Source organism: Roseovarius sp. MBR-51, from assembly GCF_053628575.1.
The window spans coordinates 17,449-30,697 of sequence record NZ_JBRJGQ010000014.1 but is presented as its reverse complement, the minus strand read 5'-3'; the positions used below and the strand labels follow the sequence as shown (position 1 = coordinate 30,697).

At 63.7% G+C, this 13,249-nt stretch carries 13 protein-coding genes; 4 read left to right on the top strand and 9 right to left on the bottom strand.

The window, feature by feature from the left end; genetic code table 11:
• Window positions 1-227 precede the first annotated feature (227 nt).
• The 3 genes from ACSSVY_RS17755 to ACSSVY_RS17745 all read right to left on the bottom strand — a co-directional run bounded on the left by ACSSVY_RS17755 (window position 228) and on the right by ACSSVY_RS17745 (window position 3,384).
• On the bottom strand, window positions 228-1,502 hold the full coding sequence (locus ACSSVY_RS17755; protein WP_454270980.1) for a bifunctional folylpolyglutamate synthase/dihydrofolate synthase: 1,275 nt from the start codon (window positions 1,500-1,502) through the stop codon (window positions 228-230).
• Window positions 1,499-2,434, bottom strand: coding sequence for an acetyl-CoA carboxylase, carboxyltransferase subunit beta (gene accD / locus ACSSVY_RS17750; protein ID WP_454270978.1), 936 nt, complete (start codon window positions 2,432-2,434; stop codon window positions 1,499-1,501). Before accD ends, ACSSVY_RS17755 begins: the two co-directional genes overlap by 4 nt.
• 62 nt (window positions 2,435-2,496) lie before the next feature.
• Window positions 2,497-3,384, bottom strand: coding sequence for a CPBP family intramembrane glutamic endopeptidase (locus ACSSVY_RS17745; RefSeq protein ID WP_454270976.1), 888 nt, complete (start codon window positions 3,382-3,384; stop codon window positions 2,497-2,499).
• Between the two features lie 97 nt (window positions 3,385-3,481).
• On the opposite strand from ACSSVY_RS17745, the gene ilvD reads away from it, so the two are divergent.
• From ilvD to ACSSVY_RS17725, 4 genes are all read left to right on the top strand, one after another.
• Window positions 3,482-5,239 (top strand): dihydroxy-acid dehydratase, encoded by a 1,758-nt coding sequence (ilvD, locus tag ACSSVY_RS17740; protein WP_454270975.1) that lies wholly within the window; start codon window positions 3,482-3,484, stop codon window positions 5,237-5,239.
• A gap of 19 nt (window positions 5,240-5,258) precedes the next feature.
• Window positions 5,259-5,822 (top strand): hypothetical protein, encoded by a 564-nt coding sequence (locus ACSSVY_RS17735; RefSeq protein WP_454270974.1) that lies wholly within the window; start codon window positions 5,259-5,261, stop codon window positions 5,820-5,822.
• A gap of 107 nt (window positions 5,823-5,929) precedes the next feature.
• Window positions 5,930-6,688 carry a DUF6478 family protein gene (locus ACSSVY_RS17730; protein WP_297778074.1) on the top strand — a complete coding sequence of 253 codons (759 nt, stop codon included), beginning with the start codon at window positions 5,930-5,932 and terminating at the stop codon, window positions 6,686-6,688.
• A gap of 13 nt (window positions 6,689-6,701) precedes the next feature.
• Window positions 6,702-7,079, top strand: coding sequence for a hypothetical protein (locus ACSSVY_RS17725; RefSeq protein ID WP_454270972.1), 378 nt, complete (start codon window positions 6,702-6,704; stop codon window positions 7,077-7,079).
• Between the two features lie 230 nt (window positions 7,080-7,309).
• Here ACSSVY_RS17725 and ACSSVY_RS17720 read toward each other — a convergent pair whose 3' ends face one another.
• The 6 genes from ACSSVY_RS17720 to ACSSVY_RS17695 form a co-directional block, all read right to left on the bottom strand.
• A complete protein-coding gene (locus ACSSVY_RS17720) occupies window positions 7,310-8,017 on the bottom strand; it encodes a CDP-alcohol phosphatidyltransferase family protein (protein WP_454270970.1) in 708 nt (235 codons plus the stop codon).
• An 86-nt stretch (window positions 8,018-8,103) separates the two neighbouring features.
• On the bottom strand, window positions 8,104-8,691 hold the full coding sequence (locus ACSSVY_RS17715) for a cytochrome P460 family protein (RefSeq protein ID WP_454270968.1): 588 nt from the start codon (window positions 8,689-8,691) through the stop codon (window positions 8,104-8,106).
• Window positions 8,692-8,813: 122 nt separating this feature from the next.
• Entirely contained in the window at window positions 8,814-9,734 is a 921-nt protein-coding gene (locus ACSSVY_RS17710; protein WP_454270967.1) for a tyrosine recombinase XerC, read from the bottom strand.
• Entirely contained in the window at window positions 9,731-10,438 is a 708-nt protein-coding gene (locus ACSSVY_RS17705; RefSeq protein ID WP_454270966.1) for a DUF484 family protein, read from the bottom strand. The genes ACSSVY_RS17710 and ACSSVY_RS17705 overlap by 4 nt, the downstream gene beginning before the upstream one ends.
• Window positions 10,439-10,514: 76 nt before the next feature.
• On the bottom strand, window positions 10,515-11,186 hold the full coding sequence (locus ACSSVY_RS17700) for a class I SAM-dependent methyltransferase (protein WP_454270964.1): 672 nt from the start codon (window positions 11,184-11,186) through the stop codon (window positions 10,515-10,517).
• On the bottom strand, window positions 11,183-13,237 hold the full coding sequence (locus ACSSVY_RS17695) for a TRAP transporter permease (RefSeq protein ID WP_454270963.1): 2,055 nt from the start codon (window positions 13,235-13,237) through the stop codon (window positions 11,183-11,185). Before ACSSVY_RS17695 ends, ACSSVY_RS17700 begins: the two co-directional genes overlap by 4 nt.
• Between the last annotated feature and the right edge of the window lie 12 nt (window positions 13,238-13,249).

Here is a 13,249-nt window from a genome sequence, read left to right as displayed (position 1 = left end):
TTTGAATTTTTGGGTCCGGCGGGCACGGGTGCCGGAGTTTATGGATCAATATATAGTCTGATTATCGCAATTCCGTCAATATGGGGTGATTCGCGAAAACCTTGAAAAGTCCTTAAAGCCGCAGATTTTTCGTGGGATTCGACGATGAGGTCGACGGCGTACACCCTGTACGCATTGTACACGGGTTTTGTACGCAAAGACCGAGTGGTGCCTGCCCTGTGCGCGGCTCAGCCGTTTTCGCGCAGAATGCCGCCCGCGAGATAGAGCGAACCGCAGATCAAAATCCGCGCCTCGGGGGTATGGGCGGCGATGGCGGTGACGGCATCAAGCGCAGTCTCTGCGGTTCGTGCGGTCAGGCCTGCTGCGCGGGCGGCCTCGGCTGTGACCTCGGCGGGCAGGGTGTTGGCCTCGCCGGGGATCGAGAGGGCGGTGAGCGACGCGGCATGGGCGGCGAGGGGCGTGAGATAGCCTGCGATGTCCTTGGTGTTGAGCATGCCGCAGATCAGATGCGTGGGACGCTCGGTCAGGGTGGCCAGATGCCGCGCGAGCGCTTGGCCCGCGGCGGGGTTGTGACCGCCGTCGAGCCAAATCTCGGCATGAGGAGCGGCCTCGATCAGCGGGCCGGTGTGCAGGCGTTGCATGCGCGCGGGCCAGAAGGCGTGGGTGACGGCGGCCTCATAGGCGGCATCACCCATGCGCAGATGGCGCAGAGCGGCGAGGGCGGCGCCTGCATTCTCGATCTGATGCGCGCCCGGCAGATTGGGCAGGGGCAGGTCCAAGAGGCCGGTTTCGTCCTGAAAGATCAGGCGACCACGTTCTGAATAGGCGTGCCAGTGCTGACCCTGCGCCAAGAGGGGCGCGCCGTGGCGGGCGGCGATGGCCTCGATCACGGCCAAAGCCTCGTCCGGTTGCGGGCCGACGACGCAGGGCACGCGGCGCTTGATGATCCCTGCCTTTTCGCCCGCGATCTTGGCCAGCGTGTCGCCAAGATATTGTTCGTGGTCGATGGAAATGGGGGTGATGATGGTAAGCGCGGGTTGGTCGATCACATTGGTGGCGTCAAGCCGCCCGCCAAGACCCACCTCGAGCAGGGTGTAGTCGGCGGGCGTGCGGGCCATGGCCAAGAGGGCGGCGCAGGTGGTGATCTCGAAATAGGTGATCGGATCGCTGCCGTTGGCGGCGTAACACTCATCGAGGATGGCGGTCAGGTGCTCTTCGGTGATGAGCGCCCCGTCAAGGCGGATGCGTTCGTGAAAGCGCGCAAGGTGGGGCGAGGTATAGGCGTGCACGGTCTTGCCCGCCGCCTCGAGCCCGGCGCGGATCATCGCCTGTGTGCTGCCTTTGCCATTGGTGCCCGCGATATGGATAACGGGTGGCAAGTCGTTCTGGGGATTGCCCAAAGCGTCCAGCAAACGCCAGACGCGATCGAGCGTGAGGTCGATGATCTTGGGGTGCAGCGCCATCATCCGGGCAAGGATGGCGTCCGATGTGGGGGTGGTCATTTCTTGGGAGCGTCCTTGGGCTGTGCCTCGACCTTGACCGGCTCTGCCGCAGAGGGGGCGGGCAGGTCGCCCTTGATCGCCGGGGGCAGGCCCATCAGCATGCGGGTGATGGTGATCAACTCGTCGCGCATCCGGGTGCGGGGCGTCACGCGGTCGAGCATGCCGTGATCCAGAAGGTATTCGGCGCGCTGGAACCCTTCGGGCAGTTTTTCACGGATGGTCTGTTCGATGACGCGCGGACCAGCAAAGCAGATGAGCGCGCCCGGTTCGGCAATCTGGACATCGCCCAGCATCGCATAGGACGCGGTGACGCCGCCGGTGGTGGGATGGGTGAGCACGACGATATAGGGCAGTCCCGCCTCTTTGAGCATCTGCACCGCGACGGTTGTGCGGGGCATTTGCATGAGGCTCAGGATGCCCTCCTGCATGCGCGCGCCACCGGCTGCGGAGAAGAGGATGAGCGGGCGTTTGAGCTTTACCGCCGCCTCTGCCGCCGCGATGATGGCATTGCCGACATACATGCCCATGGACCCGGCCATGAAGCTGAAATCCTGTGCTGCGGCCACGATGGGCGTGCGGCCCATTTCGCCGGTGGCGACCAGCATCGCCTCTTTCTCGCCCGTCAGTTTCTGGGCGGCGCGCAGGCGGTCGGGGTATTTCTTTTGGTCGCGGAAGTGCAGCGGATCGGGGGTGGGGGCGGGGACGTCCACCTCGGAGAAGATGCCGCCGTCAAAGAGGGCCGAAAAGCGGGCGCGCGGCGTGATGCCCATATGGTGGCTGCAATTGGTGCAGACGTTGAGATTTTCCGACAGTTCGCGGTGGAACAGCATGGTGCCGCACTCGTCGCATTTGGTCCAGAGGTTCTCGGGAATTTCGCGGCGCGAGAAGATCGAGTTGATCCGGGGGCGCACGTAGTTTGTGATCCAGTTCATTCGGTCCGGTCCCTCTGGTGGCGGTTGCGCCCTGACATATGCGGGGCGCGGGTGAAATGCAATCAGCGGCGCAGGGTGACGCGGATGGCGAGCCAGCCGCAGACGAGGATCAAGAGATCGAGCGGCATCATCGCCCAGAGGGCGTCGATATTGTCGACGCCAAAGGGATAGGCATAAAGCGCCAGACCATCGAATTGGCCGCGCGGGGCCGCGATCATGATGGCGCTGAAATTGTTGATGAAATGCAGCGCGGTGGCGGGACCGAGCGTGCCCGCGCGGGCGGTCAGGTCCGCGGCGGCGAGGCCAAAGGTGGCGGCCCAGGCCACCACGATCCAGGCGTTGGCACCAAAGCTGACGGGATCGAAATGCAGCATGGCGAAGCTGACCGAAGGCAATACCATCCAGATCAGGGGCGAGGAGAAGCGTGCTGCAAGCTGGCTCTGGAGATAGCCGCGAAACACCAATTCCTCGGCAAAGACCTGAAGAAAGAGGCCCAAGAGCGCGAGCGGCAAGAGCGTCAGCCAGTGACCCGGCGTGAGGTTGGCAACCGGGTCCATCCCCTCGGGCATGGGCAGAAAGAGCAGCGCGCCGTAAAGGAGCAGCATGACCCCCATGGCGCGGATGAATTGATGCAGTGCGAGGGTGCGGGGGCCGATGATGCTCCAGATGCCGCGCCGGTGGACGAGGCGCAGGGTCAGGCCAAGCGCCACGATCAGGAGACCAAAGACAAAGAGGTTGATCAGCACGCCTTGGGGGTTGGAGGCGGTTTCAATTCCCGGTGCAATCTCCGCCCAAGCCTCGGGTCCGAAGAGCAGGGGCAGCAGCGCCGCATAGCCAAAGCTGAGCGCCACAAACACCGGCACGCCAAGGGCGATGCCCGCCAGAAGGCGGGCGGGATGGGCGGTGGCGCGGGCGGGGCCGACGAGGATTTCATGGGCGTCATATCTCATGCGCGCAAGCTATAGGCAGGGCTCAGGCGTTGCAATCGGCTTGCCCCCGCCGCGCCGCTGGCCTAGACCGATTTCAGCAAATTTCGGGAGGCCCCTCATGACCAAGTTCGACAAAGCCAAACTGCCCAGCCGCCATGTGACCGAAGGACCGGAGCGCGCGCCGCATCGGTCCTATTACTATGCCATGGGCATGACCGAGGCGGAGATCCATCAGCCGCTCGTCGGTGTGGCGACCTGCTGGAACGAGGCGGCCCCCTGCAACATTTCGCTCAACCGTCAGGCGCAGGCCGTCAAGGGCGGCGTGAAAGAGGCGCATGGCAGCCCGCGCGAGTTCACCACGATCACGGTGACGGACGGGATTGCGATGGGGCATGAGGGCATGCGCAGTTCTCTGGCGAGCCGCGAGGCGATTGCCGATACGGTGGAATTGACCATGCGCGGGCATTGCTATGACGCGCTTGTGGGTCTGGCGGGCTGTGACAAATCCCTGCCGGGGATGATGATGGCGATGGTGCGGCTCAATGTGCCGTCGGTCTTTATCTATGGCGGGTCGATCCTGCCGGGCAAGGCGCCGCAGGTCGAGGAAATTCCGGCGGATTTCCGCAGCCGTGATCTGACCGTGCAGGATATGTTCGAGGCGGTGGGGCGGCATCAGAACCACGAGATGTCCGACAAGGCGCTGGATATGCTCGAGCGAGTGGCCTGCCCGAGTGCCGGGGCCTGCGGTGGGCAGTTTACCGCCAACACCATGGCCTGTGTGTCCGAAGCGATCGGTCTGGCGCTGATGAATTCCTCGGGGATGCCCGCGCCCTATGAGAGCCGCGATCAATATGCCGAGGCGTCGGGGCGTGCGGTGATGCAGCTCTTGGAGCGCAACATCCGGGCGCGCGATGTGGTGACGCTCAAGAGCTTGCAGAATGCGGCGCGGGTTGTGGCCTGCACCGGGGGCAGCACCAATGCGGGTCTGCACCTGCCCGCGATTGCGCATGAGGCGGGGATTGATTTCTTTCTTGAGGATGTCTGCGACATTTTCCGCGACACGCCCTATTTTGTCGATCTGAAGCCGGGCGGAGCCTATGTGGCCAAAGACCTTTATGACGCGGGCGGCATTCCGGTGGTGATGAAGGAACTGCGCAAGGCGGGGCTGATCCATGAGGATTGCATGACCGCGAGCGGCAGAGCCATCGGCGAAGAGCTGGACCTGATCGAGCGCGTGGCCGATGGCAAGGTAATCTATCCGATTGAAACGCCGATCACCAAGACGGGCGGCGTTGTCGGCCTCAAGGGCAATCTGGCCCCGACTGGCGCTATTGTGAAGGTCGCGGGTATCGCGCCCGAGCATCAGGTCTTTACCGGCCCGGCGCGGGTGTTTGAGTGCGAAGAGGATGCGTTCGAGGCGGTCAAGGCGCGCAATTATAAAGAGGGCGAGGTGATCGTCATCCGCAACGAGGGTCCGGCAGGCGGCCCCGGCATGCGCGAGATGCTGTCGACCACGGCGGCGCTCAGCGGTCAGGGCATGGGCAAGAAGGTGGCGCTGATCACCGATGGCCGTTTCTCGGGGGCGACACGCGGGTTCTGTGTGGGCCATGTTGGCCCCGAGGCGGCGCATGGTGGGCCGATTGCCCTGATCGCCACCGGCGACATGATCACGATTGACGCGATCAAGGGCGAATTGTCGGTCGATCTGAGTGACGAGGAACTGGCCAAGCGCAAGGCCTCGTGGGCCGGACCGCGCGAGACGATCTATGCCAGCGGTGCATTGTGGAAATATGCGCAATTGGTGGGCGAGACCTACAAGGGGGCTGTGACCCATCCCGGCGCGGCGTTCGAGCGGCATGTCTATATGGACCTCTGAGCGGGGTAGGGTCCGGGCGATGGCGCGCCGGACCCTGCTTGGGCTGGGGATGATGGCCCTTGCGGGCTGTCTCGCCGTGCCTGCGGGCAAGCCGCAGGCGATGGCGGCGGTGGCGTTTCACGAAGGTGCGGTGGTGGTCACGGGACCGCGTGGCTATTGCGTGGACGCGGCCAGTGTGCGGCGCGGGGCGTCGGGCAGTTTTGCCCTGCTTGCCAGTTGTGCGAGTCTTGGTCAGACGGGAGGCGTCTATGCCGATCCGGCGGTGATGACCGTCTTGGTTCTGCCGCGCGCGGCCTCGGCGCAAGTGCCGGATGCGCAGGCCATGGCGCGGGCGCTGGCGCCCGCAAAGGTGCGGGTGGCGCAGGAAAAAGACGGTCTGGCCGTGGTGCAGGTGATGCAGGGTGGCGATGCCGCGTTGCCGGGGGGCGATCCGGTGCATTGGCGCGCCGGACTGGTCATCAATGGGCATCTGGTCGGACTGGCGGTTTATGGACCTGCAGGGAAGGGCGTGTCGGGGCCCGAGGGGCAGGCGCTCTTGCAAGCCTTGGCGCGGGCGATCCGGGCGGCAAGCCCGGCATCCTGATCTTTGGGATGGATTGTTTCCTGTTTTGAATTAATGCTATGCAAGGATTTGGGACGTAGCATTCCGGCACGGCCGCGCGTGCGAAGATTGGCAAGGGTGCGCTCTGCATGAAATTACTGGATGTGTTGACGCATCGGCACAGCCTGCGCAAATGGCGGCAGGCGGCGCGGAATGCCCCGATGATGGGGTTGGCCGAATTGCGACGGGCGCGGGCCCGTGCGCGCAAGCTGATCTATTCGCTCAATGAGGTGATTTCGATTGCCGACAACCGGCTGGCGCTGCCGATGATTGGCTCGAATTCCTTTTCCCGCCCACATGGCACAGACTGGGCGTGGCGTCCCGAGTTATGGCGCGAACCGTTGCCGGTGCCGGGCATGGCCTCGGTCCGGTCCAAGTCGATGCTGGGGCGCGAGGTGACGTTGTTTCACGATTGCGCGCGCTCGGAGCTGTGTTTGCGCCAGTTGCGCAACAGCCGCGAGGCGGATCTGGCCCCCTACGGTCTGCGGATGGATGTGTTTGCCTTTGACGGATCGTTTCTGTCGGTGGTGTTGGATTTTCCGCAGCAGGCGGTGAACGGGCTGACCAAGCGACATCTCTTGCGGATGGATACGATTGTGGAGCTGGAAAAGCCGCTGGAAATCTTTGCCCGGTTGAATATCAAACACGGGCCGAATACCGAACAGATCGTGCGGGAACTGCCGCTGAATTCCGAGGAAATCATGGTCGAGTTCGATCTGGCCTATTCTAATCTCAATGAAAAGCGGGTGGAGCGGGCCTGGGTCGACCTTATTTTCGAAAATCCGCAGATGAGCCAGCTTGTGCTGCGCGATGTCACTTTCAGCCGCCGCCCGCGCGCGGATCTGTAACAGGGAAGCAGCGATGAACGAGTTGACACTGACCAAGACACGGCTCTTTGAAGGGGTCTGGGAAGGGGTGCTGACGCGGGCGGGCGAGGGTGATTTTACGCCTGACATCGAGGTCACGCATCAGCAAGAGCCGGTGGCGGGCGTCGAGGTGACGTCCAAGCCGGACGAGCGGCTCTGGGTGGTGCGGGTGCCGGTTCCACTGGAAAAGATCGCCGACGGGGTTCAGACATTCGTGATCCGCGACCGCAGGAGCGGTGAAGTCCTCGAGAGTTTTGCGCTCTTGGCGGGGGATGTGCTGAGCTATGATATCCGCGCCGAAATGGCGCTGTTGCGTGAGGAGTTGGACCTGCTCAAGCGGGCGTTTCGGCGGCATTGTCTGGATACGATGTAGGGGATGGTTTTGGCCTGACGGGGACGTTGGTCCCAACTGGTGAGACGCGCGGTGCCCGCCCGTCACGCCAGAGGCGTGCCGAGTTAAAGTGGCGCACCTACGGTGCGACGGGGCGGGTCATGCCGGAGGCATGCCTTCGGCATGACCGCTGCGCGGCGGCGCGTGCCGCGCCTTGAGTCCGCGCTTTGGAGATTGGGACCAACGTCCCCTTCAGGCCCAACATCAACCGCTCATACCCGGTCAAGGTCACCTTTGCGGGGAAAGACTTGCTGCGCGATGCCGGCAAAGAGCAGGTAGATGCTGGTGACGACAAGACCCCAATGCGCCCAGCTTTGCGGATCGAAATGCACCCAAGCGGCCCAACCGGCAAAGAAGGTCCAGGCCAGCGCCATCGGCAGGGTCAGCCAGCGCCAGCGTTCGGTGCGCACCGGATGCACGAATTTGAGCGGCAGGAACATTGCGACCGCCAGCACCACGACGAGGGCAAGAATGATCCAGAAATTCGGCTCTAGCGCAAAGAGCACGAGCACGAGCATGTTCCAGCATCCGGGGAAGCCGGAAAAGGAATTATCCTTTGTTTTCATCCGCGTATCCGCAAAATACATGGCGCTGGCAAAGGTGATCACGATGATCGCCACCCATCCGGTCCAGCCCGGCAAGAGATCGGATTTGAAAAGCGCGAAGGCCGGGATGAAGACATAGGTCAGATAGTCGATGATGAGGTCAAGCAGCACGCCGTCAAATTCAGGTGCATTTTTCTGTACGTCATATTTGCGCGCGAGCGGCCCGTCGATGCCGTCGACGGCGAAGGCCACCACCAGCCAGAGGAACATCAGTTCCCATTTCAACTCGATGGCCGCCAACATAGCGAGCATGGCGAACACCGCGCCGGTGGCTGTGAAAAGGTGGACAAGAAGTGCGCGCATCTGGGGTGTCATGCGGTTTTAATGACGCAGAGATTGCGGATTTGCAAAGAAAAAGCCCGGCCCCACGCGGGGACCGGGCGCATTTTTCCAAGCCCTGCTCAGTTTGCGAGCCGTACCTCTTCGAGCGGATAGGCCAACATGTCCTGCGCCTCCCATGCGACGTGGCAATCGTGGCAAAAGCTCTGCTTGAATTTCATCGGCTTGCCGTCCGGCTGAAGGCCGCCATAGACCCAATCATTGGTCTCGGGCACGCTGCCGGCTTCGCCCTTGGTCATGATGAAGAGCGGGCCGGGAACGGCGGCCTTTTTCTTGGCGCTGATGGTGATGCTTTCCTTGGCCAGGACGGAGCCTACGGGCATGGTGACACCCTCGTCTGCGTATTTCAGATATTGCTCGGCCGCGATGTCATTGGCGAAGGTATAGAGCAGGCGGTTGCCATGCGCCCCCGCAACGGCAGGACGGGTCGAGGATACGGTCCAATCGCGATAGGCACCCGCCACCGCGTCGCCTTCTTTGGCATAGCCTGCGGCCAAATCATCCTTGATGCAGGCGTAAATCTCTTCGATGGCGGCGGCCTCGAGGGCAAAAGGATCCTCGACATCGACCGGGCAGTCGGCGGCATGGGCGGTTTGACCAAATGTCAGGCTGGCCATAATGGTCGCTGCGGCGAAAAGCTGGCGTTTCATAGTTAGAATTCTCCATTTCATTCACGAGACACGCTGGTCATCCGCGCGGAGCCTCGCATGATTCCGCTGTAATTGAACTTAACTATTGCGTGAGCCGTTGAAGGGATTGGAACGGCTTGCCCCTAGCCGCGTCCCTGTGGATGGGTGCGGGCGTAGACCTCCATCAGGCGGGCGGTGTCGACGCCCGTGTAGGCCTGGGTGGTCGAGAGCGAGGCATGGCCCAGAAGTTCCTGAATGGCGCGCAGGTCGCCGCCTGCGTTCAAGAGATGCGTGGCAAAGCTGTGGCGCATGGCATGGGGGGTGGCGGTGGCGGGCAAGCCAAGCTGTGCGCGGGCCTGTTCCATCACCTTTTGGATCAGGCGCGGGCTGAGTGCGCCGCCGCGCGCGCCCAAGAAAAGCGGGCCATTGCGCGGGATGTCATAGGGGCAGAGGCGGGCATACTGCGCCACCGCCGCGCGGGCAGGCTCGATCACCGGCACCAGCCGTTCCTTGCCGCCTTTGCCGAGGATGCGCAGCACCGGGCCAAGCGGCAGGTCGGCCCCGGTCAGGCTGAGCGCCTCGGAGATGCGCAGACCGCAGCCATAGAGCAGGGTCACAACCGCCTGATCCCGCGCGGCGATCCATGGCGTGAGGCTCTGCGCATCGAGCGTGTCGATCATCTCGGAGGCGGCCTCGGGCGAGAGGGGGCGGGGCAGTTTGCGCTGAAACTTCGGCGAGCGGGTCGAGAGGACCGCCGTGGGCTCAAACCCTTCGCGCTCGGACAGCCAGCGGTAGAAACTCTTGACCGCCGAGAGTTTGCGCGCGAGCGAGCGGGGTCCGATATCGCCGCCACGGGTATGGGCCATCCATGCGCGCATGTCGGAGGTGGTGATGCGGGACAGAGCGCCCAAGCCTTGTGTCTCGCCGTGATGCTGCGTCATGAAACGCAGGAAGTCGCCGACATCGCGGGCGTAGGCGTCAATTGTATTGGCGGCGGCACCCTTGAGCGCCTTTTGCGCGGCCAGCCACGCCGAGAGGGCGTCGCGGCCGGCGGGCGAGATCATGACAGCCAGCGGCGCATGGTGCGCTCGAAAACTCCTGCGAAAAAGGCCAAGAGATCAGTGCCCTGTTGCGGGCTGAACTGATGCGGGTCCTCGGCCCCCATGGCGAGCATGCCGGGCAGGCGGTCTGCGCCGAAATCGAGCAAAAGGCACGCCTCGGAGCGCAGATAGGGCGCTTCGCGACCATAAACGCGCATGTCGCCCTCGTCGATCTGGCGCAGGGTGACTTGGCGCGCGGGCACGGCGCGGGTGCCGGTGAGGTAGGTTTTGATGAAACCGGGTTCCGCGACCGAGAGCACATCGCCTAGGCGGCGCACGGCAGGATCATTGTCGTTTTGCACCGATTCGAGCACGAGGCGCACCGCGTCAACGCGCAGGATATGTGCCACTTCGCCGCCGAGATCCCGCAGGAAGGTTTCAAACTCGATGGGATCGAGCATCCGCAAGATGGCGCGATGCACCTGATTGGTGCCGGCGAGGTTCTCATAGGCGGCCGCGATCACCGAGCGATGCGTGTCCTCGAGCCGGTCCAGACGCGCCTCGAGCCGGTCCATCGCGATGCCGCGCAGGTCGACAATATTGCCGCCCATCGCCCGCTCGTTGGCGGCGATCAAAGCGCGCATAAGATCTTGATCCTCAAGGATAAGATCGGGTTGCGCGATGATGTGTTCGCGCAACGTGTCGTTCATCTCGGGCTTGCTACTCATTCTGGCCTCTTGCGGGTTTGTGGCACCTTAGCAGATGCAGAATTATTATGCCGCAAGAAAATGCGCGTGTGGCGGGTCAGCGGATCGGCTGGGCGGTGTAGAGCACCTGACCGCGCGGCAGGCGCAGCGGGCTGCGCGTGGCCTGCCAGCCGGTCATATGGGCCATATGGTCCACATCCTCGGCCAAGAGATGATAGGGCGGGCGGATGTCGTGGGTAACCACACCGTCGGGCTGGCGATAGGCGGTGGCGGCCTGTGCGGCGTCGGGGGCGAGGAAGACGGTGAAGAACAACCCCTCGAGCCGCTCAAAGCGGCGCAGGTTGGTGAGCGCGCGGCGCAGATGCGCCATGGGCAGATGCGGAAAGACCGCGAAGGCGATGGCGTGGGTGATGCACCCCGGCACGCCGGGATAGTCAAAGCGGGCGTCCTCGATCAGGTGGTCGGGGTTGAGGCGCGCGGGGTCGGTCAGTTCTGCGGCATGGCCCGCGATCATCAGGGCGCGCGACGCATCGGTGGCCCAGTAATGCCCCGGATCGAGATAGGGCACGGCCTTGCACCCAAGGCGCAATGATCCCGCGCCGATGTCCAGCAAGTGATGATGCGGCAAGAGCCCCGCGTCGCGCAGCAGGGTCATCTGTACCCGCCCGGTTTCATCCCATCGTCCGCCCACCACGTCGCGGTGCCGCCCGGTGGCAATCGCCTCGGCGTGAAAGCCGACGACATCATAGGGGTTCTGTGGGGTCTTCATCGAGGCAGGGCCGCGCCAAGGCGTGCCTTGCGCCATTGCAAGACGAGGATGGGCGACCAGAGCAAGAGGCCGATCGCCATGGTGATCAGGCCCGGCGCGATGAAGAGGAGCGAGGTCAGCCCCACCGCCCACCGCTCCCATCCGCGCATCGGGGCCAGCAGATAGCCGGAAAAGGCCGCGCCCAGCCCGCCAATCCCCAGCATCGCGCCCAGAAGGGTGATGCTAAAGGCGGACCATGTGAAACCGTCCGTCACCAGCAGGAGGGCCGGGGAATAGACAAAGACGAAGGGCACCAGCGCCTTGGCGATGCCGAGGCGAAAGGCGGTGTTGCCGGTGCGGAACGGGTTGGCCCCGGCGATGCCCGCCGCCGCATAGGCTGCGAGTGCCACAGGTGGCGTGATGTCGGCCAGAACGCCGTAGTAGAAGACAAAGAAATGCGCGACGATCGGTTCGACCTGCAATTGGGCAAGGGCGGGCGCTGCGACGGCGACGAGGATGATATAGGTCGCGGTTGTGGGGATGCCCGCGCCCATGATGATGCAGGAAATGGCAATCAGGATCAGCGAGACAAAAAGCGCCCATTGCTGCACGGTGAACGTGTTGAGCAGCCAGATTTCACTGAGCATGCCGCCCATGTCTGTGGCGGTCTGCACAACGACATAGCCAAGGCGAAAGCCGACGCCGGTCAGGGTGACGACGCCGACCACGACGCCCACGGTGGCGGCGGCGGCCCCCACCGCCAGCGTATTGCGCGCGCCATCTGCCAAAGCGTTCCAGAGGTCGCGCAGCGTCAGGCGGTTGACCGGGTTGAGAAAGCCCACGACGACGCAGGCGATGATGCCGTACACGGCTGCGAAATCGGGCGTCTTGCCGCTGAGGATGAGGTAGACGAGGATGAAGAGCGGAATGAGGGACAGCCAGTTCTGACGCAGCACCAGCCCCGCCTTGGGCAGTTCATCGGCGCGCAATCCGCGCAGGCCCAGCTTGCGCGCCTCAAGATGCACCATGATGAAGATGCCGAAGTAATGCAGGAGGGCAGGAAAGAGCGCCGCCGCGAGAATGTCGCGCAGCGGGATTTCCAGATATTCCACCATGATGAAGGCCGCAGCGCCAAGGATCGGCGGGGTGATCTGGCCACCCGTCGAAGAGGTGGCCTCGACCGCGCCGGCGAAATGCGCAGGGTAGCCCACGCGCTTCATCGCGGGAATCGTGAGCGCGCCGGTGGTGACGGTATTGGCGATGGAGGAGCCTGAGATGGTGCCCATGAAGGCCGAGGAAAAGATTGCCACCTTGGCCGGGCCGCCCGCGTAGCGGCCCGCGATGACCATGGCGAGGTCGATGAAAAGCTGGCCCAAACCGATGCGGGTGGCCAGCACGCCAAAGAGGATGAAGAGGAACACATATTGCGCCATGACGCCGATGGCGATGCCATAGATGCCCTGATTGGTCATGTAGAGGTGGTTGATCAGCCCGTCCCAACTGGCTCCGCCATGTTTCAGCGCGCCGGGAGCGTAGGGGCCGAAAAGGGCAAAACCCACGAATACCAAGGCGATGATCGGCAGGGTCGTCCCCACAGAGCGGCGCGTCGCCTCGAGCGTCAGCAGAAAGAGCGCAGAGCCCATCAGCACGTCGAGGTCAGAGGGGTTGCCGACCCGCACCGAGACCGCTGCGGGCGGCAGGAGCGGCAGATACATCGCCGCCACCACTGCCAGAATGGCAAGGACAAGGTCGAGGATTGGCACGCCGGAAATCCTATGCCACGCTGGCGGGGGCAGGGCGGTGCTGGTGCTGCGGCGCCAGGAAAAGAGCAGGAACACAAGGCCCAGCACGAAGGAGATGTGTATCCCCCGGTGCAGCAATTCGCGCACGAGGCCAAAACCCGAGGCGTAGAAATGATAGGCCGACATCGCGACAAGGCAGACCGAGACCACAATGGCGATGCCCCGCCCGGTCGGGCGAAAGGCCAGTTCGGGATCGTATTTGCGCTCGATCTCGTGCAGCTCTTCGGCAGAGAGTTCGGGATCGGGCGGGGTCTGGGCAGGGGGGACCATGCGTGTGGCTCC

Bases quoted from the DNA above. Each gene is read 5' to 3' on its own strand.
- ACSSVY_RS17725 (WP_454270972.1), top strand. From the start codon at position 6,702: ATGAACGAGTTGACACTGACCAAGACACGGCTCTTTGAAGGGGTCTGG.
- ACSSVY_RS17745 (WP_454270976.1), bottom strand. From the start codon at position 3,384: ATGAGATATGACGCCCATGAAATCCTCGTCGGCCCCGCCCGCGCCACC.
- ACSSVY_RS17710 (WP_454270967.1), bottom strand. From the start codon at position 9,734: ATGATCTCGCCCGCCGGCCGCGACGCCCTCTCGGCGTGGCTGGCCGCG.
- ACSSVY_RS17705 (WP_454270966.1), bottom strand. From the start codon at position 10,438: ATGAGTAGCAAGCCCGAGATGAACGACACGTTGCGCGAACACATCATC.
- ACSSVY_RS17700 (WP_454270964.1), bottom strand. From the start codon at position 11,186: ATGAAGACCCCACAGAACCCCTATGATGTCGTCGGCTTTCACGCCGAG.
- ACSSVY_RS17755 (WP_454270980.1), bottom strand. From the start codon at position 1,502: ATGACCACCCCCACATCGGACGCCATCCTTGCCCGGATGATGGCGCTG.
- ACSSVY_RS17720 (WP_454270970.1), bottom strand. From the start codon at position 8,017: ATGACACCCCAGATGCGCGCACTTCTTGTCCACCTTTTCACAGCCACC.
- ACSSVY_RS17715 (WP_454270968.1), bottom strand. From the start codon at position 8,691: ATGAAACGCCAGCTTTTCGCCGCAGCGACCATTATGGCCAGCCTGACA.
- ilvD (WP_454270975.1), top strand. From the start codon at position 3,482: ATGACCAAGTTCGACAAAGCCAAACTGCCCAGCCGCCATGTGACCGAA.
- accD (WP_454270978.1), bottom strand. From the start codon at position 2,434: ATGAACTGGATCACAAACTACGTGCGCCCCCGGATCAACTCGATCTTC.
- ACSSVY_RS17695 (WP_454270963.1), bottom strand. From the start codon at position 13,237: ATGGTCCCCCCTGCCCAGACCCCGCCCGATCCCGAACTCTCTGCCGAA.
- ACSSVY_RS17730 (WP_297778074.1), top strand. From the start codon at position 5,930: ATGAAATTACTGGATGTGTTGACGCATCGGCACAGCCTGCGCAAATGG.
- ACSSVY_RS17735 (WP_454270974.1), top strand. From the start codon at position 5,259: ATGGCGCGCCGGACCCTGCTTGGGCTGGGGATGATGGCCCTTGCGGGC.